General features: G+C 68.7%; 26 protein-coding genes and 1 tRNA gene. 10 read left to right on the top strand and 17 right to left on the bottom strand.

Annotated elements, in window-relative coordinates; translation table 11 throughout:
* The first annotated feature begins 14 nt into the window (after nucleotides 1–14).
* Nucleotides 15–833 (top strand): alpha/beta fold hydrolase, encoded by an 819-nt coding sequence (locus tag P3H15_RS39105; RefSeq protein WP_276142174.1) that lies wholly within the window; start codon nucleotides 15–17, stop codon nucleotides 831–833.
* Between the two features lie 5 nt (nucleotides 834–838).
* Nucleotides 839–1,438, top strand: coding sequence for a histidine phosphatase family protein (locus tag P3H15_RS39100; protein ID WP_095865482.1), 600 nt, complete (start codon nucleotides 839–841; stop codon nucleotides 1,436–1,438).
* 16 nt (nucleotides 1,439–1,454) lie between these two features.
* Here P3H15_RS39100 and P3H15_RS39095 read toward each other — a convergent pair whose 3' ends face one another.
* The 5 genes from P3H15_RS39095 to P3H15_RS39075 form a co-directional block, all read right to left on the bottom strand.
* Nucleotides 1,455–2,669 carry an Hsp70 family protein gene (locus P3H15_RS39095; protein ID WP_276142160.1) on the bottom strand — a complete coding sequence of 405 codons (1,215 nt, stop codon included), beginning with the start codon at nucleotides 2,667–2,669 and terminating at the stop codon, nucleotides 1,455–1,457.
* 71 nt (nucleotides 2,670–2,740) lie between these two features.
* A complete protein-coding gene (locus P3H15_RS39090; protein ID WP_276142159.1) occupies nucleotides 2,741–4,204 on the bottom strand; it encodes an Hsp70 family protein in 1,464 nt (487 codons plus the stop codon).
* 232 nt (nucleotides 4,205–4,436) lie between these two features.
* Complete coding sequence (locus P3H15_RS39085) at nucleotides 4,437–5,138, bottom strand: dienelactone hydrolase family protein (RefSeq protein WP_276142158.1); 702 nt, start codon at nucleotides 5,136–5,138, stop codon at nucleotides 4,437–4,439.
* A gap of 11 nt (nucleotides 5,139–5,149) precedes the next feature.
* The gene (locus tag P3H15_RS39080) at nucleotides 5,150–5,443 is read right to left on the bottom strand and encodes a putative quinol monooxygenase (RefSeq protein WP_276142157.1); all 294 of its coding nucleotides are present in this window, start codon (nucleotides 5,441–5,443) and stop codon (nucleotides 5,150–5,152) included.
* A gap of 61 nt (nucleotides 5,444–5,504) precedes the next feature.
* Nucleotides 5,505–6,002, bottom strand: a complete 498-nt coding sequence (locus P3H15_RS39075; RefSeq protein ID WP_346348827.1) for a hypothetical protein — start codon at nucleotides 6,000–6,002, stop codon at nucleotides 5,505–5,507.
* Between the two features lie 31 nt (nucleotides 6,003–6,033).
* On the opposite strand from P3H15_RS39075, the gene P3H15_RS39070 reads away from it, so the two are divergent.
* Complete coding sequence (locus P3H15_RS39070) at nucleotides 6,034–6,942, top strand: SDR family NAD(P)-dependent oxidoreductase (protein ID WP_276142155.1); 909 nt, start codon at nucleotides 6,034–6,036, stop codon at nucleotides 6,940–6,942.
* Between the two features lie 111 nt (nucleotides 6,943–7,053).
* Here P3H15_RS39070 and P3H15_RS39065 read toward each other — a convergent pair whose 3' ends face one another.
* The 5 genes from P3H15_RS39065 to P3H15_RS39045 form a co-directional block, all read right to left on the bottom strand.
* Nucleotides 7,054–7,503: a thioesterase family protein gene (locus tag P3H15_RS39065; RefSeq protein WP_276142154.1), complete on the bottom strand. Its 450-nt coding sequence runs from the start codon at nucleotides 7,501–7,503 to the stop codon at nucleotides 7,054–7,056.
* 22 nt (nucleotides 7,504–7,525) lie between these two features.
* The gene (locus tag P3H15_RS39060) at nucleotides 7,526–8,440 is read right to left on the bottom strand and encodes a cutinase family protein (protein ID WP_276142172.1); all 915 of its coding nucleotides are present in this window, start codon (nucleotides 8,438–8,440) and stop codon (nucleotides 7,526–7,528) included.
* A gap of 181 nt (nucleotides 8,441–8,621) precedes the next feature.
* The gene (locus tag P3H15_RS39055; protein WP_276142153.1) at nucleotides 8,622–10,073 is read right to left on the bottom strand and encodes a glutamate synthase subunit beta; all 1,452 of its coding nucleotides are present in this window, start codon (nucleotides 10,071–10,073) and stop codon (nucleotides 8,622–8,624) included.
* On the bottom strand, nucleotides 10,066–14,664 hold the full coding sequence (gene gltB, locus P3H15_RS39050; RefSeq protein WP_276142152.1) for a glutamate synthase large subunit: 4,599 nt from the start codon (nucleotides 14,662–14,664) through the stop codon (nucleotides 10,066–10,068). The genes P3H15_RS39055 and gltB overlap by 8 nt, the downstream gene beginning before the upstream one ends.
* Before the next feature lie 306 nt (nucleotides 14,665–14,970).
* Entirely contained in the window at nucleotides 14,971–15,519 is a 549-nt protein-coding gene (locus P3H15_RS39045) for a TetR/AcrR family transcriptional regulator (protein WP_276142151.1), read from the bottom strand.
* A 55-nt stretch (nucleotides 15,520–15,574) separates the two neighbouring features.
* Between P3H15_RS39045 and P3H15_RS39040 the strand changes: the two genes are divergently transcribed.
* The 5 genes from P3H15_RS39040 to P3H15_RS39020 all read left to right on the top strand — a co-directional run bounded on the left by P3H15_RS39040 (nucleotide 15,575) and on the right by P3H15_RS39020 (nucleotide 19,633).
* Nucleotides 15,575–16,603: an FAD-dependent oxidoreductase gene (locus tag P3H15_RS39040; protein ID WP_276142150.1), complete on the top strand. Its 1,029-nt coding sequence runs from the start codon at nucleotides 15,575–15,577 to the stop codon at nucleotides 16,601–16,603.
* A gap of 300 nt (nucleotides 16,604–16,903) precedes the next feature.
* On the top strand, nucleotides 16,904–17,770 hold the full coding sequence (locus P3H15_RS39035; protein ID WP_276142171.1) for a glycoprotein: 867 nt from the start codon (nucleotides 16,904–16,906) through the stop codon (nucleotides 17,768–17,770).
* 70 nt (nucleotides 17,771–17,840) lie between these two features.
* Nucleotides 17,841–18,518: a hypothetical protein gene (locus P3H15_RS39030; RefSeq protein WP_276142149.1), complete on the top strand. Its 678-nt coding sequence runs from the start codon at nucleotides 17,841–17,843 to the stop codon at nucleotides 18,516–18,518.
* The gene (locus tag P3H15_RS39025; protein ID WP_276142148.1) at nucleotides 18,515–19,291 is read left to right on the top strand and encodes a hypothetical protein; all 777 of its coding nucleotides are present in this window, start codon (nucleotides 18,515–18,517) and stop codon (nucleotides 19,289–19,291) included. The genes P3H15_RS39030 and P3H15_RS39025 overlap by 4 nt, the downstream gene beginning before the upstream one ends.
* Before the next feature lie 99 nt (nucleotides 19,292–19,390).
* Nucleotides 19,391–19,633 (top strand): hypothetical protein, encoded by a 243-nt coding sequence (locus P3H15_RS39020; RefSeq protein WP_276142147.1) that lies wholly within the window; start codon nucleotides 19,391–19,393, stop codon nucleotides 19,631–19,633.
* Nucleotides 19,634–19,744: 111 nt separating this feature from the next.
* On the opposite strand, the gene P3H15_RS39015 is transcribed toward P3H15_RS39020, so the two are convergent.
* A complete protein-coding gene (locus tag P3H15_RS39015; protein ID WP_276142146.1) occupies nucleotides 19,745–20,140 on the bottom strand; it encodes an SRPBCC family protein in 396 nt (131 codons plus the stop codon).
* A 113-nt stretch (nucleotides 20,141–20,253) separates the two neighbouring features.
* Here P3H15_RS39015 and P3H15_RS39010 point away from each other — a divergent pair, with 113 nt between their 5' ends.
* Nucleotides 20,254–20,649 carry a VOC family protein gene (locus P3H15_RS39010; protein ID WP_276142145.1) on the top strand — a complete coding sequence of 132 codons (396 nt, stop codon included), beginning with the start codon at nucleotides 20,254–20,256 and terminating at the stop codon, nucleotides 20,647–20,649.
* On the opposite strand, the gene P3H15_RS39005 is transcribed toward P3H15_RS39010, so the two are convergent.
* The 6 genes from P3H15_RS39005 to P3H15_RS38980 all read right to left on the bottom strand — a co-directional run bounded on the left by P3H15_RS39005 (nucleotide 20,639) and on the right by P3H15_RS38980 (nucleotide 23,640).
* Entirely contained in the window at nucleotides 20,639–21,322 is a 684-nt protein-coding gene (locus tag P3H15_RS39005; protein WP_276142144.1) for an AraC family transcriptional regulator, read from the bottom strand. The genes P3H15_RS39010 and P3H15_RS39005 overlap by 11 nt on opposite strands.
* A gap of 46 nt (nucleotides 21,323–21,368) precedes the next feature.
* Nucleotides 21,369–21,830, bottom strand: coding sequence for an RDD family protein (locus P3H15_RS39000; RefSeq protein WP_276142143.1), 462 nt, complete (start codon nucleotides 21,828–21,830; stop codon nucleotides 21,369–21,371).
* Nucleotides 21,827–22,480 (bottom strand): hypothetical protein, encoded by a 654-nt coding sequence (locus P3H15_RS38995; RefSeq protein WP_276142142.1) that lies wholly within the window; start codon nucleotides 22,478–22,480, stop codon nucleotides 21,827–21,829. The genes P3H15_RS39000 and P3H15_RS38995 overlap by 4 nt, the downstream gene beginning before the upstream one ends.
* A 54-nt stretch (nucleotides 22,481–22,534) precedes the next feature.
* Nucleotides 22,535–22,930: a DUF6292 family protein gene (locus P3H15_RS38990; protein WP_276142141.1), complete on the bottom strand. Its 396-nt coding sequence runs from the start codon at nucleotides 22,928–22,930 to the stop codon at nucleotides 22,535–22,537.
* Nucleotides 22,931–23,292: 362 nt separating this feature from the next.
* Complete coding sequence (locus tag P3H15_RS38985; RefSeq protein ID WP_276142140.1) at nucleotides 23,293–23,433, bottom strand: hypothetical protein; 141 nt, start codon at nucleotides 23,431–23,433, stop codon at nucleotides 23,293–23,295.
* Between the two features lie 121 nt (nucleotides 23,434–23,554).
* Nucleotides 23,555–23,640: transfer RNA gene (locus tag P3H15_RS38980), tRNA-Leu, on the bottom strand.
* A gap of 255 nt (nucleotides 23,641–23,895) precedes the next feature.
* Between P3H15_RS38980 and P3H15_RS38975 the strand changes: the two genes are divergently transcribed.
* Nucleotides 23,896–25,194, top strand: a complete 1,299-nt coding sequence (locus P3H15_RS38975; protein WP_276142139.1) for a DUF3662 and FHA domain-containing protein — start codon at nucleotides 23,896–23,898, stop codon at nucleotides 25,192–25,194.
* Nucleotides 25,195–25,214: the final 20 nt, after the last annotated feature.

The following is a 25,214-nucleotide window of genomic DNA, read 5'->3' as shown; positions in this document are numbered from 1 at the left end:
AACGTCCTGGGGAAATGGTGGTGGGAGTGCATGTGGTCGTCGACGGCGACGGCCCACCCGTCGTCCTCTACGGCGGCCTCGGCGGGAACTGGTTCGACTGGGACGAGGTAGTGACACTGCTGTCCGGGACCTGCCTCGTCGTACGGATCGATCGACCCGGATACGGACTCAGTCCCCCCTCCGGTGATCGGCCGTCCGCTCGTGGCGAGGCCGACAGAATCGCCGGCGTCCTCGACGCGCTTCGGGTGACCACCCCGGCCGTGCTCGTCGGCCACTCGCTCGGCGGCATCTACGTCGAGGCGTTCGCGCGGCTGTATCCCGAGCGAACCGGCGGCGTGATCCTGCTGGACGCCACCGTCACCACCCGTCCGCACCGCGTGATCCCGACGCGGTGGCGCGTCACGGCAGGCAGGCGGGTGGCTCGGGCGGCCAGCGCGGTGGGACTGCAGAAACTCCTCGGCCCCACAGTTCGCCGGATCCTGAACCATTCGACACCGCCCGACGGGTTCGCCCCGGACACCCGCCAGTGGGTCGAGCGGATCTACCGCGAGCCCGCCTACCTCGAATCCTCGATCGTCGAGAACGCGTCGTACCCGGCGCTGGCCCAGGAACTGGCCGCACTGCGCGAGACCACGACGATCACGGCGCCCGTCGTCGTGGCCGCCGCCCACACCGGCCGCCGGACGCCCTGGGGGTCGGCGTGGATCCGCACGCAGAGGCAGTTCGCGCAATTCCTGGGCGCCGCGTTCCGCGTCGTGCGGCCCGCGCACCACCACGCGATGATCGATCAGCCCGGCCAGATCGCGGCGATGGTACGGGAGCTGGCAAGCTGAGCGGCGTGCAACTGCTATTGATCCGCCACGCGCTGCCCGAGCTCGTCACCACGTCCGGCGGGCGCGCGGACCCCGCGCTGACCGAGGAAGGTCACGCGCAGGCCAAGCGGCTGCCCGCCGCGCTGGCCCCGTACCGCATCGCCCGGATCGTGAGCAGCCCGCAACGCCGCGCACTCGAGACGGCGGCGCCGGTCGCCGAGGCGCTCAACCTTCCCGTCACCGAGTACGTCGGGCTCGCGGAATACGACTACGACCTCGACCACTACATCCCGTTCCACGAGGCGGAGGCACGCGCGCCGGAGGCCTACGCCCGCATCCGGGCAGGCGAGTTCCCGAAGTCCGTCGACGCCGACGCGTTCCGCACCAGGGTGTTCGAATCCCTCGGCCGCATCGTCGAGGAGTCCGGTCACGAAGACACCGTCGCGGTGTTCGCCCACGGCGGCGTCATCAACGTGTTCCTGCAGGAGCTTCTCGGCCTCGACCGGCCCCTCGTGTTCCCGATCGAATACGTGTCCGTGACACGGGTGCTCGTCTCCCGCAGCGGTGAGCGACGGGTGGCGTCGGTCAACGAGACCGGCCACGTCCGGGACATGCTGCGCCGGTAGAACCCGCTCCGATCCGCTAGAGGCCGGGAATCCGGGGCAGCGGAGGAAGCGGCGGGGGCGGCGGGAGGGTCGGCAGCTGAATCTGCGGCAGACCGGGAATGAGGGGCCGCGGCGCGGGGGCCGGTGCGGGCGCGGGTTCCGGCACGCTCGCCTCCTGCTGGGCCGGCTCCGGAATCGACACCGCGGCCGGCGGTGGCGCCGCCGGTGACGGCGCGGGCGACGGTGAGGTCTCCTCGGCGCTCGGCTGCGTGGCGACCGGACGTGCGTCACCGTCGGAGCTCTGGCTACCGAAGCCGAGACCCAGACCGATCACGGCGACGACGGCCAGCGCACCGCCGGCCAGCGCACCACCGCGGATCACCGGTTTGGCGAACCTCTCGGCGCCGCCGCGGCCCGAAGAGTCCGCGCGGTCCTGTGCCAGCAGCGCAGCGCCTTCCGCGGCCACCAGTTCGGGCTGCACCGGCACGATCACCGGGAGCGCGAGCCACGATTCCATCAGGGACGCGACCAGCGGGATATGCGCGCCGCCCCCGATCAGAACCACCGCGTCGGCACCACGCCCGGACGATTCGATCACCTCGCGGGCCAGGCGCGCCGACGCCTCGACCGGGCGGACGATGAGCGAATCGAGATTGTCCTGCGAGAGCAGCAGCAGACCGCCGTCGCCGGGCACGCAGACCGCGGTGTTGGTCGACAGTTCCTCCTTCGCCCGCCGGCAGCGTTCGGTGAGCGCCCACTCCGCGGCCTCGTCGACCGGGCGGGCAATGCGTTCCTGCTCGAGCTGGTGGTCGCGGATCAAGCGGTCGATGCCGTCGCCGCTGATCTCGCCGGTACGCGCCGACGAGAGCACCGCGCCGGTGAACCGGTCGACCACGGTGACGGTGAGGCCGGAGCTGCCGAGGTCGTAGAACACGAGCGTCGAATGGTCGCCCAGCTGTCCCGACGCCTCGAGCATCCAGAGCGCCGCAGTCACTTCCGGGACCAGATGGCAGTCGATCGCGGCCTCCACGGCAGCCGCCTGCGCCTCGTCCCGATACGCAACACCGAAGACCTGCACGTCGTCGGCGGCGGAGCGCTCGGCCATCACCGTTTCGATGGAGTCGGCAACCAGCAATTCCGGTTGGGTGTGGGCCGAATCCACGGGAAATGACCGGAATACGGCCCCCTCGTCGTCCGGGTACGCCACGCGCACCGCGCTGGCACCGACGGATACACCGAGAACTGAAACCATGGGAAGACTATAACGGTTTGGTCACGACAGGCGTGTCAGGGCCTCGCTGCGTCCGCTGTCGTTGTTTCCACTCAGAGCCCGGGGATCCGCGGCAATTCCAGCGGAGCGGGCGGCGGAATCGTCGGCATCTGGAACTGCGGCAGACCCGGGATCAGCGGAGCGGGTTCCGTCGTCGGCGGAGCCGACGTGTCGGTCGGCGCGACACTCTGCGTTTCGGGGGCGACCGGCGCCTGCGTCGGACTCTGGGTCCGTGCCTGCGGCTGGTACGTGGTGCGCACCTCGGTCTGTGGCGGGATCACGGGCTGCTCGTCGACGGCCGACGGAGCCGCCTCCACCGGCGGGGGCACTTCCGCGGTCGTCGTGGGCTGCGGCGGTGCGGCCTGTTGCGCGGCGGGCGCCTCCGTCGTCGCCTGTGTGACGGCCGGCTGAGCGTCCTCCTCCGAACCCTGCAGAAGGTCGGTGCCGAAGCCGAGTCCGAGACCGACCGCGGCGACCACGGCAACGCCTGCGAGGACGAGGCCGCGACGCCTCCGGGCCGGTGCGATCGCCTCGTCCGGGTACGAGTGCGAAGACGGGTGCCACAGGGCCTGCGTCTCGGGTTCCACTTCCGGTTCGGGTTCGTGCTCCAGCTCGGGTTCGTGCTCGGGCACCGGCTGGGGCAGGGGTGCCACGAACTCGTCGAACGTCGGGAGCGCCAGCAGGGCCGCACCTTCCGCCGCCACCAATTCGGGCTGCGCGGGGACGATCACGGGAAGATCGAGCCAGGACTCCATCACCGACGCGACCAACGGAATGTGCGCGCCGCCGCCGATCAGCACCGCGGCGTCGGGGGCGCGTCCCGAGCGGCGGATGACCTCGCGGGTGAGGCGCGCCGAGGTCTCGACGGGGCCCACGATGAGCGAATCGAAGCTGTCCTGCGACAGGAGCAGCAGACCGCCCTCGCCCGGCATGCACACCGCGCCGTTCGTGGACAGCTGCTCTTTCGCGTCGCGGCACCGCGCGGCGAGCGCGAAGGCGGCCGCAGCGTCGGCGGGATGCGCGAAGCGGTGCAGTTCGAGTTGGTTGTCGCAGATCAGCCGGTCGACGAGGTCGCCGCTGATCTGATCCGAGCGCGCTCTGCTGAGCACCATGCCGGTGTCGCGGTCGAGGACGGTGACGGTGAGACCCGAACTGCCGAGGTCGTAGAACACGAGCGTCGAGTGGTCGCCGAGTTCCCCGGACATCTCCAGCATCTGCAGCGCGGCCGTGACTTCGGGGACCAGTTGGAAGTTGCCGATCTGCAGTCGGGCCATCGCAGCCTGCATGGCACCGGCCTGCTCATCGTCCTGGTACGCGACGCCGATGGCCTCCACCTCGTCGGTCTCGTCCCGCTCGGCGAGCACCGTCCCGATGGATTCGGCGGCGAGCTCCGCCGGCCGTTCGAGTGTTGCGGTCACCGACCGCGATTGGAAGGTCGGGGTTTCGAGGCTCACGGCGTCGTGGCACGCGAAGCGCACCGCGCTGGCGCCGACGGATACACCGAGAACTGAAGTCATGCCGCCGACTATAACGGTTCGGTTACGGGTCTCGCGCAGGAAGGAGACCGGACGCCACGTCAGGCGGGTTTTCGACGTACTCCTGTGACGCACATCGTATTCCCGGCGACCCGTCGGCGTCGAAACCTGCGGAAATGCAACGCCCGAAACGCGGTGAACGCAACACGCCGTGACGTGTCTCGTTGGTGGACGAATATCGCATTTCCGTCCACCCGAGGGGATTCGGCCGCGGTCAGTCGGTTCCGGCTGCGCGTGTGCCGTCCACGTGGGTGCCGAACCACTGCAGCGTGCGCGCCCATCCGTCCCGGGCGGCCGCCTCGTTGTACACGGCGGGCCGGTCGTCGCAGTGGAAGCCGTGCTCGGCCTCGGGGTAGCGGACGATCTCCGTGTCCACCGGGGCGTGCGCGACGGCGGTGCGCAACTCCTCGACCTCCTCGGCCGGGATCCCCTTGTCGCGGTCACCGAACAGGCCCAGCCACGGCGTTCGCAGCAGGCCGGCGGCGTCGAGTTGCGTCGGATACCCGAACCGCCCCTTCGCGATGCCACCGCCGTAGAAACTCACCGCCGCCCCGAGCTCGAGCCGCGTCGCCGTGTGGAACGCGACCGTCCCGCCCATGCAGAACCCGACGATCGCCGTGTTCCGCGGGTCGATCGAGGCCGCCGACAGAGCCGCGACGGCCCCGTCGACGTCCTCGTCGATGTTCGCCGCGGTGAGCTCACCCATCAGCGGCATCGCCGCCTGAAGGTCGTCGTAGGCCAGCACCGGATCACCGTTCCGGTGAAACAGGTGCGGAGCGACGGCGTGATACCCGGCCGAGGCGAAACGACGGCAGACGTCGACGATGTGCTCGGTGACGCCGAACGCCTCCTGGATGACGACGACGCCGCCGCGGGCCGGACCTTCGGGGGCGATGACGGTGAGTGGTGTGGTCACGAAATACGACTCTAGGAAACCGGCTTCAGCGGGTGGATCCCCGGTGCCCCGGCGAGGTGCTCACCGAACGTCCCGAGTGCGGCCTGGAAGTGCGGCGACTGCATGTGCGCGTCGAGCGCCTCCTGGCCGGTCCACACCTCCACGGTGACGAAGGTTCCCGCCACCGCGGCTGATTCGAAGACCTCGTACGAGATGCAGCCCTCTTCCTTGCGGCTCTCCGCGGCCAGCGCGGACAGTCCGCCGCCGACAATCTCCTCGGAGCCGGGCTTGGCAGGAATGGTCGCTACGACATGCAGATCGGACATCGACTCCCTTTCGTGAACGCCACCTCGTGTGGCCCGTCTCACGTAAGCACAGTTGGGTCGGCTAGGAAACCCGAAGTCGCGTCAAATAATCGGCGACCTTCGGTTCGTCCCAGCCGTGCGCCTCGCGGAGGCCGTCCGCGATGGTCGCGAGGTAGGCGGGCGCCGGCGCGTTCCTGGCGACGACGTCGCCGCGGGCGCGGGTGGTGAACGTGCACATGGGAACGCCGCTGCGGGATCCGAGTGTGACCAGGCGGTCGTAGCAGGCGGGTTCCTGCGCGTGAATGTCCTCGAACTGTTCCCGCGTCACCAGGAAGGCGCGGGCCGCGACGGTGCCGGGTGCGTCGGGGTCGTAGAACGCGCGCCCGCCGCCCCAGATCCGCGACTCTCCCGCGAAGAACACCGTGCCGGGTATCACCACCGGCATCGACGCGCGTGGGGCGCGCGCATCGCGGGCGCCCGTGTGCACGAGGCTGCCCCCGGCCGGGCGACCACCACGCAGGTAGCAGGTCAGACGCGTCGCAGCCATGTTCGATCCATAGCTGACGTACCAGATCAGCACACGAACGACCGTACTCGGACAAGATGGTCACATGAGTCTTCTCGGCGAATTCAGGGGCTGGCGCAGCGGTGCACGGAAGCATCACCGTCTGCGGGATCTCGACGGCACTCTCGTCGTCGTCACCGGCGGCGGCAGCGGGATCGGGCGCGAGACCGCGCTGGCGTTCGCGTCCGAGGGTGCCGTGGTGGTGGTCGCCGATCGCGATCTCGAATCCGCGCAGCAGACCTCCGATCTCATCAACTCCGCCCAGATGAAGGGCGGCGGCGCCGTCGCCATCTTCGGTGGCGGCTCCCACGCGTATCAGGTGGACGTCACGGTGGAGGACGAGGTGCGGCGCTTCGCGGAGACGGTGCAGGCCGAGCACGGCACCCCCGACGTCGTGATCAACAACGCCGGAATCGGATATTCGGGCACGTTCACGCAGACGCCGCAGAAGGACTTCGAACGGGTGATGGACGTGAACTTCTGGGGAGTCGTCTACGGTTCCCGCGCGTTCGCCGAGCAGATGATCGAACGCGGAACGGGCGGGCACATCGTGAACCTGTCGTCCGCCGCGGCGTTCACGCCGCAGAAGCGACTCACGGCGTACGCGACGAGCAAGGCCGCGGTGTTCATGCTGTCGGACTGTCTCCGAGCGGAATTGGTGAATCACGGCATCGGCGTCAGCGCCATCTGCCCCGGACTCGTCCACACCAACATCATCCAGGCCACCGACTTCGCCGGCGCCACCCCGGAGGAACAGGCGAAGATGCGCGACCGGACCGACAAGCTCTATCGCAAACGCGGTTTCACCCCCGACCGGGTGGCGACCCAGATCGTGAAGGCCGTCAAGTCCAACAAGGCCGTCGTCCCCGTCACGCCCGAAGCCAAGTTCGGGCGCGTGCTGAGCCGCCTCACCCCGGGCAGCATGCGGCTCGGCGCCCGCCTCGACCTCGGCTGATCCGAGACGTCAAGCTGATCCGAGACGTCAGGGGGTGGGCGCCTGCACCCGGCCGGCCCCCGACGCCCTCCGCACGTGAGTGAGAAAGCGTGCCGGAACACACTTTGCCGCTCACGTGCGGGACCAGCTGGCCAGGTACTCGCGCTCGGTGGGAGTGATGCGGCGTAGCCGCTGGGCGTCGACATCCGCGACGGCCATCTGCGTGGTCGCGGTGACGGCCGGCGGGTCGGTCAGCGCGGCACGGGCACCCCGGACCTCGTAGCCGATGGTGAAGTCGACGGCCCGGTGCTTCACGATCCACATCGTGACCCGCAGCGGACTGTCGGAATGCCGCAACTGTCCCCGGTACTTCACGTGGATGTCGGCGATGAACGCGCTCGTTATGAGCGACGAGTTCTCGCTGCCCTCGCTGAGCAGCCAGTCGATCCGGGCCTCTTCCAGCAGCGTCACCATCCGTGCGTGGTTGATGTGCTGGAAGGCGTCCATGTCGGACCAGCGGACGGTCACGAAGGCGTCGTAGCCGACGACGGCGGCAGGGGAGTCGGTCACGATGGACATCATCCCCTGCCGCCTTCGGTGGAACTCACGCGATGTCGCGCAACCAGTTCCTCAGCCACGTGGTGGCCGGCGTACCCGAACCGTCGACCGCGTAGCTGGTGTAGTCCTGGTGGGCCTGCGACTTGTAGAACTGCTCCAGCTCGTCGATCCGCTTCTCGTTGTGCTGCTCGTCCAGCTGAGCCATCAGCGCGGGCACACCGCCGACCGCGAGGATGTCGTTCCAGATCGCGAGCGCTTCCTGCTGGTAGCGGCCGAACAGGTTCGGCGTCGGATCCGACGTCTGCGCGAGGAACCCGGCGAGCCGCGTCACGAAGTCGTCCTTCGGCGTCGAGCAGTACAGGTCGCCGTACGCGCAGAAGGTGCGTGTGTTCTGGCTGACCCAGCCGAACCCGCCGATGCGGGGACCACCGGCGCCGCTGCCGGCGACGGCGGGGCCGACGAGGGCGTCGGTCGGCGACCGCCGCGGATCGGAGACGAGTCCGACGGCCGCGATCTTGTCGGCCGGGACGACACCGAGGCCGGTGCCGATCTCCGCGGCGAGATCACCTGCGGCGTCGGCGCCCTGGCTGTAGCCGATGATCGACAACTTGGTGTCGGGGCACTGCTGCGCCATCGACGACAGCATGCCCTTGGCGTTGGTGACCGCCTGCGCCTTCGAGCGCCCGTACACGTCCGACTCCCAGGGGAAGGCCGTGGCGGCGTACGTGACGTAGTCGGTGCGGATCGACGACGGCAGGCCGTTGGTGACCGCGGACAGGAGACCCGGAGTCGGCCTGACATTGGCCTTGGTGGACGTTTCCCACGTCCCCGGAATGGCGACCACGTACAGGCTCGGGCAGGGGTCTGCGTTGGCTACTGCGCTCGTACCCATCACCCCCGACGCCACCGGGATGGCCGCGGCAGCGGCCACTGTGGTCAAGAATGCGATAACCCGTCTCATAGCCATGGCATCAACCTGTTCTCCCCTTCGCCGTCCAGCAGACGGGATGCTGCCAGGACGACGTGACCTAAAGATGCACGATCGGTAAATGAACGTTACCGACCGAACGTGACCCCCGCACGATAAACCGGCACCCCGGTAGGAAAACCTACCGGGGTGCGGATTGTACTGGCGGTTACAGCTACCGCTGCGGGGCGGTGGTGGTCTCGATCGGAGACGGCAGCGCCGTCTTGCCTTCGAGGTACGCATCGACCGCTGCGGCCGCGGAGCGACCCTCGGCGATGGCCCACACGATCAGCGACTGTCCGCGTCCCATGTCGCCGGCCACGAAGACGCCGTCGACGTTGGTGGCCCACTTCGCGGAGCGGGCGACGTTGCCGCGCTCGTTGAGGTCGACGCCGAGATCGGTGAGCAGGCCCGGCTTCTCGGGTCCGACGAAGCCCATCGCCAGCAGGACGAGGTCGGCTTCGAGCTCGAAGTCCGAGCCCTCGACCTTCTCGAAGCGACCCGACTTCATCTCGACCTCGTGGGCCTTCAGCGCGGTCACCTTGCCGTCGGCACCGACGAACCGTTCGGTGTTCACGGAGAAGAGGCGTTCGCCGCCTTCCTCGTGAGCGGACGCGACGCGGTACATCAACGGGTACGTCGGCCACGGGGTGTGCTCGGCGCGGGTCTCGGGCGGTCTCGGCATGATCTCGAACTGGTAAACGCTCTCGGCACCCTGACGGTGCGAGGTGCCCAGGCAGTCCGCGCCGGTGTCGCCGCCGCCGATGATGACGACCTTCTTGCCCTCCGCGGTGATGGTCGGCTGCTCCAGATCGCCGAGCTGCACGCGGTTGGCGATCGGCAGGAACTCCATCGCCTGGTGGATGCCGTCCAGCTCACGGCCGGGGATCGGCAGGTCGCGGGCCTCGGTGGCACCGCCGGCCAGGACCACGGCGTCGAACTGCGCGCGCAGTGCGTCCGCGGTGATGTCGACACCCACGTTGACACCCGTCTTGAAGACGGTGCCCTCGGAGTTCATCTGGTCGAGACGGCGGTCGATGTGCCGCTTCTCCATCTTGAACTCGGGGATGCCGTACCGCAGGAGCCCGCCGATGCGGTCGGCCCGCTCGAACACGGTGACCATGTGCCCGGCGCGCGTCAGCTGCTGCGCTGCAGCGAGACCCGCGGGACCGGAACCGACGACGGCGACCTTCTTGCCCGTCGAACGCGTCGGGTGCACCGGCTTGACCCAGCCCTCGTCGAAGGCGCGGTCGATGAGCTCGACCTCGACCTGCTTGATGGTGACGGGGTCCTGGTTGATGCCCAGGACGCACGACGCCTCACAGGGTGCGGGGCACAGCCGCCCGGTGAACTCCGGGAAGTTGTTGGTCGCGTGCAGACGCTCGATGCCGTCGTGCCACCGGTCCTTGTACACCAGGTCGTTCCACTCGGGAATCAGGTTCCCCAGCGGACAGCCGTTGTGGCAGAACGGGATACCGCAGTCCATGCACCGGCTGGCCTGAGTCTTCAGGGTGTCCGACGAGAACTCCTCGTAGACCTCGTTCCAGTCGAGCAGACGCAACGGCACCGGCCTGCGAACCGGAAGTTCGCGCGACGTGTGCTTCAGGAAGCCGCTTGGATCACCCACGAGCTGCCTCCATCACTGCCTCGTCCACGTTCTTTCCATCCTTCTTCGCGGCCTCGATGGCCAGGAGCACCTTCTTGTAATCGCGGGGCATGACCTTCGCGAAATGATTGACCTGCTGCGACCAGTCGGAGAGGATGCGCGCGGCAACCTCGGAGCCCGTCTCGTCGCGGTGACGCTCGATGGCGGACTTCAGCCAGGTGAAGTCGTCACCCGTCAGGTCCTCGAGATCCACCAGTTCGGTGTTGAGGTTGTCCTCGAACGCCTTGTCCGGGTTGTAGACGTACGCGACGCCACCGGACATGCCGGCACCGAAGTTGCGTCCCGTCGCACCGAGGATGACGACCTTTCCGCCGGTCATGTACTCGCAACCGTGGTCGCCGACACCTTCGACGACGGCGGTGGCACCGGAGTTGCGGACCGCGAAGCGCTCGCCCACGACACCGCGGAGCAGAGCCTCACCGCTCGTGGCACCGAACAGGATCACGTTGCCGCCGATGATGTTGTCCTCGGCGACGAACCCGGGCGCGGTCTCCAGCGGCGGACGCACCACGAGGCGTCCACCGGACAGTCCCTTGCCGACGAAGTCGTTGGCATCGCCGTGCAGGCGCAGGGTCATGCCCTTGGGGACGAACGCACCGAAGCTGTTACCGGCCGAACCGGTGAACGTGATGTCGATCGTATTGTCCGGCAGTCCGTCGCCGCCGTACGCCTTCGTCACCTCGTGACCGAGCATGGTGCCGACCGTGCGGTTGACGTTGGTGATCGGTGACTGGAACGTGACCTTCTCGCCCTTGTCGAGAGCGTTGCGGCTCTGGACGATCAGCTGCTGGTCGAGCGCCTTGTCCAGGCCGTGGTCCTGGGTGCCCGTGCAGTACAGGTCCTGGTCCATGAACGCCGACTCGGTCTCGTGCAGGATCGGCGACAGGTCGAGGTTGCCGGCCTTGCTGCCCTTCCAGTGCTCGAGCGCCTTCGTGGTGTCGAGGACGTCCACCTGCCCGACGGCCTCGTCGAGGGTGCGGAAGCCGAGCTCCGCCAGCAGTTCGCGCACCTCTTCGGCGATGAAGAGGAAGAAGTTCTCCACGAACTCCGGCTTGCCGTTGAACCGCTTGCGCAGCACCGGGTTCTGCGTCGCGACACCCACGGGGCAGGTGTCGAGGTGGCAGACCCGCATCATGATGCAACCCGACACCACCAGCGGGGCGGTCGCGAAACCGAACTCCTCACCACCGAGCAGCGCGGCGACCATGACGTCGCGGCCCGTCTTGAGCTGGCCGTCGACCTGCACGACGATGCGGTCGCGCAGACCGTTGAGCAGCAGCGTCTGCTGGGTCTCGGCGAGGCCGAGTTCCCACGGGGCGCCCGCGTGCTTCATCGACGTCAGCGGGGTGGCGCCGGTGCCACCGTCGTGACCGGAGATCAGCACGACGTCCGCGTGTGCCTTGGACACACCCGCGGCGACTGTGCCGACACCGACCTCGGACACCAGCTTCACGTGGATCCGGGCCTGCGGGTTGGCGTTCTTCAGGTCGTGGATCAGCTGCGCGAGATCCTCGATCGAGTAGATGTCGTGGTGCGGCGGCGGCGAGATCAGTCCGACGCCGGGCGTGGAGTGCCGGACCTCGGCCACCCACGGGTACACCTTGTGCGCCGGCAGCTGGCCGCCCTCACCGGGCTTCGCTCCCTGCGCCATCTTGATCTGGATGTCGGTGCAGTTGGTCAGATAGTGCGAGGTGACACCGAAGCGTCCCGACGCGACCTGCTTGATCGCGGACCGGCGCCAGTCACCGTTCTCGTCCGGGGTGAACCGGGCCGGGCTCTCGCCGCCCTCACCGGAGTTGGAACGACCGCCGAGGCGGTTCATGGCGATCGCGAGCGTCTCGTGCGCCTCGGCGGAGATGGAGCCGTAGCTCATCGCACCGGTCGAGAAGCGCTTGACGATCTCGGTGGCGGGCTCGACCTCGTCCAGCGGGACGGGCTCGCGCACGCCCTTCTTGAACTCGAAGAGGCCGCGCAACGCTGCGAGGCGCTCGGACTGGTCGTCGACCAGCTTCGTGTACTCCTTGAACACCTCGTACTGCCCGGTGCGCGTGGAGTGCTGCAGCTTGAACACCGTGTCCGGGTTGAACAGGTGGTACTCGCCCTCACGACGCCACTGGTACTCGCCGCCCACCTCGAGCTCGCGGTGCGCGCGCTCCTCGGGACGATCCAGGTACGCGTTGGCGTGGCGGACCGCGACGTCGGCGGCGATCTCGTCGAGGCCGATGCCGCCGAGGCTGGACTGCAAGCCGGTGAAGTACTCGTCGACCAGGTCCTGCGACAGGCCGATGACCTGGAACAGCTGGGCGCCGGTGTAGGACGCCAGGGTGGAGATGCCCATCTTGGACATCACCTTGAGCACACCCTTGCCCGCGGCCTTGATGTAGTTCTGGATGGCCTTGTCGAGGCTGACACCCTGCAGTTCGTTGTTCTGCACCGCCTCGTCGACGGTCTCGAACGCCATGTACGGGTTGACCGCTGCCGCACCGAAGCCGATGAGGAGCGCCATGTGGTGCACCTCGCGGGCGTCGCCGGCCTCGACGATGAGGCCGACCTTGGTGCGGGTCTTCTCACGCACCAGGTGGTGGTGCACGGCCGACGTCAGCAGCAGCGACGGGATGGGCGCGTACGTCTCGTTCGACTCACGGTCGGACAGGACGACGAGGCGCGCACCGCCGGCGATGGCCTCCGACACCTGGTAGCGGACGTCGTCGAGGGCCTTGCGCAGACCCGCTCCCCCCTCGGCCACCGGGTACAGGCCGCGGACGATGACGCTGCGGAAGTTCGGGAAGTCGCCGTCGTCGTTGACGTGAATGAGCTTCGACAGGTCGTCGTTGTGCAGGATCGGCTGCGGCAGGAAGATCTGCCGGCAGGACTCCGCGGTGGGGTGCAGCAGGTCGTGCTCGGGGCCGATGGTGCCGCCGAGGCTGGTGACGACCTCCTCGCGGATGGCGTCGAGCGGCGGGTTCGTGACCTGCGCGAACAGCTGCGAGAAGTAGTCGAACAGCATCCGCGACCGCGAAGACAGCACGGCGATCGGGGTGTCGGTACCCATGGAACCGAGAGCCTCGGCACCGGAGATCGCCATCGGCTTGACGAGGAGGTTGACCTCTTCGTTGGTGTACCCGAACATCTGCTGACGCAGAACGACGCGCTCGTGCGACATGTAGGTGTACGGGCGGTCCGGCAGGTCGTTCATGTGGGTCAGACCCTGGTCGAGCCACTCCTGGTAGGGGTGCTCGGCGGCCAGTTCCGACTTGATCTCGTCGTCGCTGATGATGCGACCCTCGGCGGTGTCGACGAGGAACATGCGGCCGGGCTGCAGCCGGATCTTCTTCACGACGGTGGCCGGGTCGATCGGCAGGACGCCGACCTCGGAGGCCATGACGACGAGGTCGTCGTCGGTCACCCAGAGGCGGGACGGACGCAGGCCGTTGCGGTCCAGGACGGCGCCGATGACGGTGCCGTCGGTGAAGCACACCGAGGCCGGTCCGTCCCACGGCTCCATGAGCGACGAGTGGTACTGGTAGAACGCCCGGCGTGCGGGGTCCATGCTCTCGTGCCGTTCCCACGCTTCCGGGATCATCATCAGCACGGCGTGCGGCAGGCTGCGGCCACCGAGGTGCAGCATCTCGAGCACCTCGTCGAACCGCGCGGTGTCGCTGGCGCCCTTCGTGCAGACCGGGAAAATCTTCTCCAACTGATCGCGACCGCCGAAGATGTCGCTGTCGATGAGCGCCTCACGGGCACGCATCCAGTTCTCGTTGCCGGTGACGGTGTTGATCTCACCGTTGTGGGCCACGCGCCGGAACGGGTGGGCCAGCGGCCACGACGGGAACGTGTTGGTGGAGAAGCGCGAGTGCACGAGGCCGAGGGCCGACTCGAGGCGCTCGTCCTGCAGGTCCAGGTAGAAACCCTTGAGCTGCGGGGTGGTGAGCATGCCCTTGTAGACGAACGTCTGGCTCGACAGGCTCGGGAAGTACACGGTCTCGCGACCGGGGCCGTCCTTGCCTGCGCCTTCGCTGCCCAGTTCGTGTTCGGTGCGCTTACGGACGACGTAGGCGCGGCGCTCGAGGTCCAGGCCGGTGAGGGCGTCGTTCTCGCTACCGATGAAGATCTGCCGGAACGTCGGCATGGCGTCGCGGGCCAGGGCGCCGAGCGACGAGTCGTCGGTCGCGACCTCGCGCCAGCCGAGAACCTTCAGGCCCTCGCTCTCGACGATCTTCTCGACGGCTTCGGCGGCGCGCTGCGCGTCGGCCTTGCTCTGCGGCAGGAATGCGATGCCGGTGGCATACGTACCTTCCGCGGGCAGCGGAAAGTCGACCACGGCGCGGAAGAACTTGTCCGGGACCTGGAGGAGGATGCCGGCGCCGTCACCCGTGTTGGGTTCGGAGCCCGCGGCACCACGGTGCTCGAGGTTCACCAGCGCGGTGATCGCCTTTTCGACGATGTCCCTGCTGCGGCGGCCCTTCATGTCCACGACGAACGCGACACCACAGGAGTCGTGCTCGTTCGACGGGTGATACAGCCCCTGGGGGCCTGGAAGTTGCTTCATACCTAGCCTTCGTATGCCAAAAGATGCACCGACGACCAGCAGCGCTGATGGCCATCAACTTGCAATGCAGGTGCCGTCACGACGTGCTCGGCACCACCGATCGGCTATCGCCCTTTTGCAGCACGCTGGGTGTGGTCCTCGCACCAGGCGACGTGGCTTTTCGGTCGGGTCGGACTTTCGTGGGTCCAACGTGTAACGAAAACGATAATTCAGAACCCCTGACGAAACACAACTTAGGTTGGCCTATTTACCCTCTGAACTGGGCATTGTCGAGGGCGGACCTCGTCCGACTGCACTGAGTACATGTTAAGTGAGCGCGCCGAGGACCGCTGTAATTCCCGCAGTCGGATCGAAATCGAGATCCGGGACGGTGAGCTGGTGAAGGATGAGACCGTCCAGGTAGTCGGTGATCACGACGGCGTCCGAGGCGGGGTTTTTCGAACCCACGAGTTCCAGCATGTCCGCGCCCCATTCCACGAGGGCGCGCCGTGCCGATCCGATCTTCGCGTCGAGCCCCGGCGTGACGGAGGCCTCGACGAAGAGCGCGTATCGCGCGCCCGTGCGGACCCGGTCCGGACCGGTGGAGAATCTCACGAACGCGACCAGCGCGTCGACCAGCGCATGCGTGCTGTCGGGGCGGAGATGCGCGAACTTCTCCCAGTCCTCCCGGTCCCGTTCGACGAGCCGGGTGACGATCCCTTCGAGCAGTGCGCCCCGGCTGCGGAAGTAGTTGGACGTGGACCCCTGCGGCATTCCGGCCAGTTCGTCGACGCCGCGGTGCGTGAGGGCGCGGACCCCCTTCGTGCCGAGAAGCGCGATGGCGGCGTCGAGCACCTGCTCCCGTTTGTCTGCCATGACACCGACACTACAACGGTAGTAAATTCACTACACCCGTAGTAGCGTGGTGGTCATGACGCACTCCGCAGCAGTCCTCGGCGGCGGCATCGGCGGGCTCGCCGTCGCCCGCTACCTGTCCCGCGCCGGCTGGCACGTCGACGTGTTCGAGCGTGCCGACACCCTGCCCACGTCGGGCACCGCGCTCGGCATGTGGCCGCAGGCCCTCGACGCGCTGGACGCGATCGGCGCGGGCGATCGGGTGCGCACGCTGGGATCGCCGCAGCACCGCGGGTCGCTCCTGCGCCCCGACGGATCCGTGATCGGCACCATCGACAACCGCGACCGCACCGCCTACCTGCTGTCGCGGCCCGCCCTGCTGGCCACGCTCGCCGAGACGCTGCCCGACGGCATGATCTCGTTCGGCACCCCCGCTCCCGCTCCCGCCCTCGACGCGCTGACGGACCGCGACGTCGTGATCGGCGCGGACGGTCTGCGCAGCCCGACCCGCACGCAACTGTTCGGCGAGAAGTTCGAGCCACGATATGTAGGAGCCACCGCCTGGCGCGGCTGGGTGCCCGGGCACCGCGACACGGTCAGCGAAACCTGGGACGCAGACGCACTTTTCGGCATCACCCCGCGCGACGGCGAACTGGTCAACTGGTTCGCGTGCATCCGCACCGACGCCGGGCACCCCGGCGGCCTCGACTTCCTCCGGTCCCGGTTCGGGAGCTGGCACGCCGACGTCCGGGCAGTACTGGATGCGGCCACCCCCGACGCGATGCTCCACCACGACCTGTACGAGTCGCCTGCCCTCCCGTCGTACGTATCGGGCACCACGGCGCTGCTCGGCGACGCCGCCCACGCGATGGCGCCGAACCTCGGCCGCGGTGCGTGCGAGGCCCTCGTCGACGCCGTCACGCTCGGCCGATTCCTCACCGCCGACACCGACATTCACACCGCGCTGCGCCGCTACGACCGCACGCGGCGGCCCGCGACCCGGCGGCTGGTGCGTGGATCGCGCGCCATGTCCGCCGTCGCGATGACCGGCCGTCTCCGTCCGCTGCGCGATCTGACGGTGAGGCTGGCCGCGGGCCTGGCCTGACCGGAATCCGGGGGCGCGGGAACGGTTGCCCGTCTGGTACTTTGCCGCGGTAGGGGGAAGAGAAAGAACCGGGGGCGGTCATGGGGGCGGTGAACGACGGCTGCGGCAGTGCGCCGGCAGCACGGACGGATCTCATCGGGGAAACAACACATCCACCGTGTCGGTGGAGGCATTCTGCTGTGCTCGCTTCCCTCTTTCGGTGCCTCTGATCTGCATCTCTCTTGCGTGTGCTTCGTCAGCACCCGTCCGTTCGATCAGCCATGTCCGCTCGACTTCAGGAGTCAAGACTTGAGAATCCGCATGCACGCTCTGGCCGCCGCGATCTCGGTGTCCGCCGCCGCTCTGCTCGGGGCCGCGACGGCACACGCCGCTCCGGCCACCGCGCCGTCGACGTCGCAGCCGGGTGTCACCGATCCCGCGACGCCGCCCACCACGTCGCAACCCGGCGTGACGGTCCCGTCCACACCGCCCAGCACGTCCCAGCCGGGCGTCACCGACCCGGCCGTGCCGACCACGACGGCGCCCGCTCCCCCGCAGGCGCCGCTGGCGGTCCCGGGCGCCGAGACGGCCGCCCCCGCAGCACCCGACCTGGTGCAGGGCGGGGCTCCGGCCGAACCGGCACCCGCGGCGCAGTCCGTGCCCGCCGAGCAGGCCGCCCAGCCCGCGACCGTGTGGATCGACCCCGACGACATGCCGAAGTCGCACCAGGCACCCGTCGCCCCCGCCCTTCCCGTCCCGAAGCCGGTGGTCGAGGTGAACGCGGCCGCCGACACGCAGGTCGGCGCGGTGCCGGTGGCCGTCAACGGCCGCCAGTACGGCAACCCCGAGGGGTACGTCGGGACCATCGGCTGGCGCGTCGGTGACGCCACCGGCACCGCGGGCGTCGCCGTCGACCCGTCCTCGCCGACCGCCGCCACCGTCTCCGCCTTCTCGGCCGACTCCAACGCCGAGCACCCGACGAACTGGTCGGCACCCGTCGACGTCACTCGAGTCGCCGCCGTGATCGCGGACGCCGCCGACCGGTACCCGGCGTTCGGGCAGCTGGTGCAGACGATCGCGTCCCTGCCCGCACCGCAGCTCCCGCAGCTGCAGTCGACCGACAGCGGTCCGGCGACCACCACGATCGGCGGCGTGAACGTGCGCAGCCAGGCGACGCTGCACGTGTGATCCGATTCCCCCGCGCGGAGCCGTCAGGGGTGGGCTCCGCGCGGAGGAATGAGGTGTGGAGGATTCAACTGTGACAGAACCGCCGAACAGGGCAGCCCTCGATCGCTTCTCGCACTGGTACCCGCCCTTCCCCTCGGCCGCGGCACCGACGGTTCCCGTCGCGGAGCCCGAACCCGAACAGCTGCCCCCTCCCCCCGCGCCGACATGGCTGACGCCAGGCGACGAACCCGATCCCACCCCGCCCGTCCGGGACGATCGCGGCAAGCGGACACTCGCGGTCGCCGGAGCCGCCGCAGCGGTGATCGCCGTCGTCGCCGGTGGGGTCGCCGTGTTCGCCTCGACTTCCGGTGACGCGCGCGGAAACCCGGTCGCCGCAGGATGGTGCACCGCATCCCGCGACGGTGCGACGGTGGTCGGCAACGGTCCCGGCGGGACCTCCGACGGCGTCGCCGCGATCCTGGCCTTCGATCACGCTTATTACGTCGCACGAAGCGGCGCGAAGGCCCGCGAGGTGGTCGCTCCCGACGCGCCGCTGGGGTCCGCCGAGACCATCCAGGGCGGCATCGATTCGCAGCTGCCCGAAGGCACCGAGCACTGCCTCGCCATCACCGAAACCGAACCCGGCCGCTACGCGGTGACGCTGGCGGAACTGCGACCGGACGGGTCGACGAAACGGTACGAGCAGGTCGTCACCACCGCGGACCGCGACGGTCGCACGTACATCACATCCATTGGAGACGCGAAGTGACCGACCCACTGCAGCAAGCACTTCCGGTGTCGACCCTGGTCCTCGGGGCGTGCGGAGGAGCAGGCGCCACCACGACGACGCTCGGGCTCGCCAACACCGAGGCGGCCCGCGGCGGTGCGGTCGTCGCCGTCGACGCGACTCCCGCGGGCGGCGATGTCGCCGAACGCGGCGCCGACGCGGTGCTGTCGGTGAGCGGCCTGGAACAGTTGGTGGCGTCCGCCGCCGCAGGCCCCGTGGCGGACGACGTGTTCGACGGATACTGCTCCCGCACCAGTGCCGGCACCCGCATCCTGAACCGCATCGGCAACCAGACCGCGGCAGATCGCGAATTCCACACTCTCACAGGCTCACTGCGCACCCGAGGCGTCAGTGCCGTCCACGACCTCGGCCACCGGTTGCGTGCCGCGTACCTCGCGCCGCTGCTGGCCACGCCGACCCCCATCGTCCTCGTCGTCCCGTGCCGGGCCGACGCGTTCAACCGCCTCCGGTCCGCACTGCAGTCGATCGGTGACACGCTCGGCGAACCCGGACTCGCCCGCACCGTCGTCACCGTGTCCAACCAGGACGCCACCGGCTGGCAGGTGGATCTCGACCTCCTCCGCGAATACCTGGGCGGACAGGTGTGGGGCGTCGAGACCATCCCCTACGACGAACACCTGGGCATGGGAATCGTCATCGAACACGGCAAACTCGCGCCCGAAACCCGGGCGGCGTACCAACGCGTCGCCGCGGCGGCAACGGCCGTGGCCGAAGGTCGTGAGGAACGGGTCTGAGCCGGTACGTCCAGTACCCTTCCGGGCCGGGAGGACATTCGACAAGCAGGGGGCTGTCTTGGGGAAACTATCGGCGACTGCAGCGCGCTGCTCACCGAAATGGACGCGTTCCGTCAGGGTTTCGGTCAACCCGCGAAGCTGACCGACGCCCTCCGTTCGGCGCTGCTCCTCATCCCGTTGACCGACAGCGACCGGCTGCTGACCAGCACGTTCGGCGGGCTCAACTGGGTGTGTGCGTTCACCAGCGAACAGGAGTACGCCCGATACGCGCTCGCCCGCGGCGAACAGGGCGGACCGTGCCGCTTCCACACCGGAACAGCCGTTCGACTATTACTGAACTGACCGGAGCCGCTCGACATTTGCACACGAATTTGCCATTTGCACTCGCAATTGCGTGAGATTCTGGCTAATCGGTGTGCAAACGCGACAACAAGCGACTACAGCGCGACCGCGTCACGCCTCCAGCAATTCCTTGAGCTTTTGGAGGTCGGCGGTGACGGTTGCGGCGTCCTGCGCGAATTCTTCGGCGCTCACGCCGTCGCGCCGGCGGATGGTGAAGAGGACTTCGCTGTGGTCGCCGTCGGGGATGACGCGGACGGGGTTGTAGACGGTGTCGCCGCCGGGGAGGGTGACGTCGTGGTCGAGGATGCCGTAGTCGTTGGCGGGCGCGAAGGTCACCGCGACCTGGCCCATCGGGGAGTCGGCGAGCCAGCGGTCCCCGTCGCGGGTGATGGTGCTGCTGAGGCCGGCCGCCCAGGCGGGGAGGTTGGCGGGGTCGCTCGCGTACGCGTACACGTCGGCGGCGGTCCGGGCGATGAACACACTGACATGCGTTGATTCGGTCGTCATGACACCCAGCATCCCCGCTGCTCGACCCGGATGATTGAAGAAATCGGACCCCCGGGTGCGCGATGTCCGAAACCTTCAATGCGGGTCCGCCCGAGATCGTTAGCGTTCTGGGCATGACCGCAACATTCAGTGCCATCGAACTGGTCGTCCGCGACCTGCCCACGTCGCTCGCGTTCTACCGGCGGCTCGGACTCGACATTCCGGCCGACGCCGATCAGGCGCCGCACGTCGAATTCGAACTTCCGGGTGGGGTCCGCCTGCTGTGGGACACGATCGAGACCATCCGCTCGTTCACCCCCGATTGGACCGAACCTGCCGGCGGGCATCGCATCGCGCTCGCCTTCGACTGCGGGACCGCTGCCGGCGTCGACAAACTCTTCGACGAGATCACGGGCGCCGGGTACACCGGCAAGAAGAAGCCGTGGGACGCACCGTGGGGGCAGCGCTACGCCACCGTCGACGACCCCGACGGCAACTCCGTCGACCTCTTCGCCCCGCTCACGCCGTGACGAGCTGACCGAACGTGCGGCCCGTCAACTCCTGGGCCTCCCGGATCAGGTGGGCCTGGTCGGCGAACCCGGCCATGCCGGCCGCCTGCGCAGCGGGAATGGCCGACCCCGCCAGCCCGACCGCCGACTGCAACCGAAGGATCCGGGCCAGCATTTTCGGCCCGTAACCGAACTGCCGTCGGCACAGGCGGTGCAGTTGGCGCTCGCCGACACCGATTCCGTCCGCGACGTCGCGGACGGACACCTGCTGCTGCAGAAGTCGCACGACCGCGGAGATTCGGCCGTCCGGCGGCGGCCCGAGGAGCCGGCGTGACCGCGCGAACTCCTCGAGTGCCCGGCCGGGGTCGGCGGCGTCGGCGATCCTCCCGAGGAATTCTGCAGTGACGCGGTTGCTCAGCACGTCGGCGAGCGGCACCCGCTGATTGATCAACTCCTCGGCCGGGGTTCCGAGGAGGTCCGGCAGAATGCCCGGGGTACAACGCAACCCGACGTAACGGTCACCCGCTCGGCTGCGAGTGAGATACGGGCGGGAGTCCGGGCCGGCCACGACGACGTCGCCGTTCATCCAGATGAGGTCCATGCAGCCGTCCGGCAGGATCGCCGCCTCACCGCCGGCCGCCGTCTTCTGCCACACGACGGCGCCGGGGAACACCGACCGCCGCTCCGTGTACATGACCCCATGCTAGGCAGCCACTACGACACTCTGCCGGGGTGCGCGGTCAGGCGCCCGGCTCGCCGACGTGCAGATCCGGCTCCCAGTCGTAGACGACGGAGGTCCGCAGCAGAATGTCCTGCAGCGACCGGCGCCTGCCGTCGACTGCCGCCCACAGCAACCCGAACCCGAACATCACGCACAGCACCGCCCGGAGAAGTGCGCGGAGCCAGCCGATCAGTTCACCGTTGCGGCTGACCACCCGCAGCCCCATGATCACGGCGCCGACGGTGCGGCCGCTCACCGCCCAGCACGCGGTCAGGTACAGCACGGCCACGCCGATGAACATGCTGACGGAGAGGAGGGCACTGGCATCGGGAAACGTGAACGCCTGCGGGGAGAACAGCAGCCGCACGAACAGTGCACCCACGTAGATTCCGCCCATCACGGCCATGACGATCGCCAGGTCGATGCCGCAGGCCAGACCGCGGGTGACGATCCCGGCGGCACGGTGCGCCGGGGCGCTCATGCATCGTCCGGTTCGTGCCCGCGGCCGAACAGCTTGCCCACGAACCCGGCGACGGCGTCGTCGGCCTGCATGCCCTGGGTGCGCACCCCGCGGACCGCCTCGTTGGACATCGAGTCGGTCGATTCACGGATGATGCGCGGGAGGTCGACGCCCTCGATCACGGTGTCGGCGAGCACGACCAGATCGACGCGCCCGATGACGGAATCCACGTCGACGCGGTCGACGATCGCATCCACGTCGACCCGCGCGGCGACGGCGTCGATGTCGACGCGGTCGAGTATCTGCGGAATGTCGACCCGGGCGGCGATCGCGTCCACGTCCACCCGGTCGATGATCCGCTGGATGTCGATGCCCTCGGCGACGACGTCGAGGTCGACGTGATCACGCACGATCGCGGTGAGGTCCACCTCCTGAAGGGCGACCCGCACGACCTTCCGCAGCACCGCGTGCAGCACCCGGTCCGCGAGTTCGTCGGCGCCGCGGAGTGTCTCGGTGCCGCGTTCCTCGAGGGTGACCAGAACGGGGTCGACTCCCGGCAGGCGTCGCGCCGTGTCGATGCCGAATCCGATCACGCGCTGCAACGCGCCGCCGGCGGTCGCGGCGGCGCCGACCGCGAGGCGCAGCGGATCGGGGGCTCTCCTGCCGTCCATATTCGCTATCCAAGCCGGTCGACGCCGGGGCCGCACGGGTTCCCGCGAACTGGGTCACCCGCGAGGAGCGCCGGGGCCGTGCACGATTCGCGGGGCGGGCTTTCCGGACGCCCGCTGAGGGGCCCAGCCGGCGAGTTCGGTGAGCATCTCGGCGACCCGATCGGAACACTGCGCGGGATCCGGGGCCGGTCCCAACCCGAGTGCCTCGACCACCAGAACGTTGCCCTGGGACAGTCCGTGGACCCCGAGCGACCACCCGAAGTGACGGTTCCAGGCCAGGACGGCCTTCCGGCCGCGGTAGTAGGGGATCTCGCTGGAAAGGGTCACGACCACGTCGAACGCCGGCGTGAACCACCAGTCGACCGACAGGGCTTCCACCATCGTCGCGACGGAACCGACGTACTCACCGACATTCGCCGAGCTGGTGGCCCGGACCTGGCTGATGCTCATCTACAACCCACTCTCGACGTTCGCAGAAACCGAGCGGAAGAAGCCGGACGGCAGGTTCACACTCGAGTCATTCGTCACGAACCGCCGAGGGGACGGGTTCCGGCCGGAAGGGCCGGAAGTTCGCGACGTGGCTTCCACTCCATCGTCGGGCTGCGCCGACCACGCGGGTAGGCACCCTGGGGTGGGGATGACACCACCCCGGCGGGCCCGTCGGCTAACGGATTCCGGCGCCGTACCGACACAGCGCAGGACGTGCCCGCAGGCAGGACCGCCGTGCACCTGGGGACGGTCGAGTGCTTCGGCCTGACGCCGCGGGCGATTCCCGGCCCCGGCGGTGTGTCGCACATTCCGTGAATCCAGGGCTACCGCCGCGACGGCGTGTGGGTGCCGGCCGGGACACCGTCCACCGGATCGTGCGTCGCCGGGTACGGCGCCCCGTGGTGGGAGGTCGGCGTCTCGACGGGCGCCCACACGACCTGCGGACTGCAGGAGGGGATCGTCACGTACGTCAGCGTCGCCTGCAATCCGATCCGACCCCAGTAGGCACCGGTGCAACCAACGAAACGAGGCCACGCACTCCGTGGAGTTCGTGGCCTCGTTGTCGCGATTCCGAAGAATCGCCTGTGGTGGGCGAAGGGGGACTTGAACCCCCACGTCCCGAAGGACACTGGCACCTGAAGCCAGCGCGTCTGCCATTCCGCCACTCGCCCGAGCGACCCGGAAACATTAACACGAGGTCGCCAGAAATCACGATTCGTACAGGTCAGGACCCGAACCGGCGACAAAAACACCCGTTCAGGCAAAGACCGATATCATGCAAGGGCGTAGACCCGTGTCATGGCTCGAGGCAATGACAGTACCGTGGGATCCACGCACGGCAGTGGCGCGACACGGACGTGTCTTGTCACGGCTGCCGCGCACCGAGGACAGAAGGCCCGACCGACAGGCACCGTGAGGAGGTTCCGATGGGGATAGTTCAACGTTTCGAGCGGAAGCTCCAGGGAGCCGTGGGTGACGCGTTCGCCCGGGTCTTCGGCGGTGGTGTGGTGCCGCAGGAGGTGGAGGCCGCGCTTCAGCAGGAAGCCTCCGACCGGATCCAGCAACTGGACGGTGGGCACCTGCTCGCGCCGAACAGCTATGTCATCGCCATCAACAACTCGGACCACGAAGGGCTTGCCGCCGACCGCGAGTTGACGGTCAAGGCCTTTGCCCGACACCTCGAAGACTTCATTCGCGACCAGGGCTGGCAGACGTATGGTCCCATTCATGTCGCGTTCGAACCGTCGCCGTCACTGCACACCGGGCAGTTCCGCACCCGGGGTTCGGTGGATCCGGACGCCGGCCGCCAGGGTGCGGCCACGCCGGGGCGACCCGAACCGCCACGCGGTCCCGCACCGCGACCACAGGCACCGTTTGTACCCGTCACGTCGAATCCAGGAGCTGGCCCCATGACGCAGAACTCAGGCTACGACCCCAGCCGCGAACCAGCGGGCAACCGCAATCCCGAACCGCAGTACGCGCGCAACGGTCATGCCCATGCGGGTCAGGACCAGCGGTACCCGCAGGGCTACCAGAACGGTTACGACCGCGGCGGCTACCAGCAGGGCGGCTACGACCAGCAGCAGTACCCCGACGACCAGCGCGGCGGGTACCCCCAGGATCAGGCCTACGGTCAGGCATACGACCAGGGCGCGCAGGCCCCCGGTTACGAGCAGCCCGCGGACGCCGGTTACGACTACCAGCAGGGCGGCTACCAGCAGGACTACCAGGGCGGCTACGACCAGCAGGCTCCCGCGCGCTACCCGGACGGCTCCTACGCCGACGCCGGCTACCAGCAGCCGCAGGGCTACGACCAGGGTTACGACCGCGGCGGCTACCAGCAGGGCGGCTACGACCAGCAGCAGTACGACCAGCAGGGGTACGCCGACTACGACCAGGGCGGCTACGGCCAGCAGGCGTACGCACCGGACGGGCACACGTTCACGGCGACCCTGCAGCTCGAGGACGGCAGTGGACGCCACTTCCAGCTGCGGGAGGGCAACAACATCATCGGCCGCGGCCAGGAGGCACAGTTCCGCCTGCCCGACACCGGTGTGTCGCGCCGCCACATCGACATTCGCTGGGACGGTCAGGTGGCGATGCTGTCCGACCTGGGCTCGACCAACGGCACCACCGTCAACGGTGCGCCGGTGCAGGACTGGCAGCTGGCCGACGGAGACATCATCCGGGCGGGTCATTCGGAGATCCTGGTCCGAATCCTCTGAGGCTCCACCGAGTTGGGACC

It is taken from the genome of Rhodococcus sp. T2V, assembly GCF_029269925.1.
Lineage (GTDB): Bacteria > Actinomycetota > Actinomycetes > Mycobacteriales > Mycobacteriaceae > Rhodococcus_F > Rhodococcus_F koreensis.
Note: the sequence above shows the minus strand (reverse complement) of the source record. Positions and strands in the feature narration are given on the sequence as shown.